General features: G+C 65.3%; 1 protein-coding gene. It reads left to right on the top strand.

The features are described 5' to 3' along the window. Window positions 1-98 (top strand): fumarylacetoacetate hydrolase family protein (locus AABA84_RS34935; protein ID WP_338314370.1); only part of this gene is annotated, 98 nt, incomplete at its 5' end. Between the last annotated feature and the right edge of the window lie 161 nt (window positions 99-259).

Raw genomic sequence — 259 nt, 5'->3', positions numbered from 1 at the left:
GCACGCCGCCGCTGTGGATGCGTCCCGGCGACACCGTCGAGGTCGAAATCTCGGACATTGGAACCTTGCGCAACACGGTCGTCGCCGAACCGGCCTGACCACGCCTTCGAGCAATCAAAAACGACAAGTCAGGAAACGCCATGGCCAACCTCCGCACGACGTCCGCCTCCACCTTGCTCATCACGCTGGCGCTCGCAGGCCCGCCTGCGCGCGCCGAGATCAAGGCCGATGCCATCCGCATCGGCGTGCTCACCGACAT

Source organism: Bradyrhizobium sp. TM239 (genome assembly GCF_036247985.1).
GTDB classification, from domain to species: domain Bacteria; phylum Pseudomonadota; class Alphaproteobacteria; order Rhizobiales; family Xanthobacteraceae; genus Bradyrhizobium; species Bradyrhizobium ottawaense.
The sequence above is the reverse complement of the archived record's forward strand: the minus strand, read 5'-3'. Positions and strand labels throughout refer to the sequence as shown.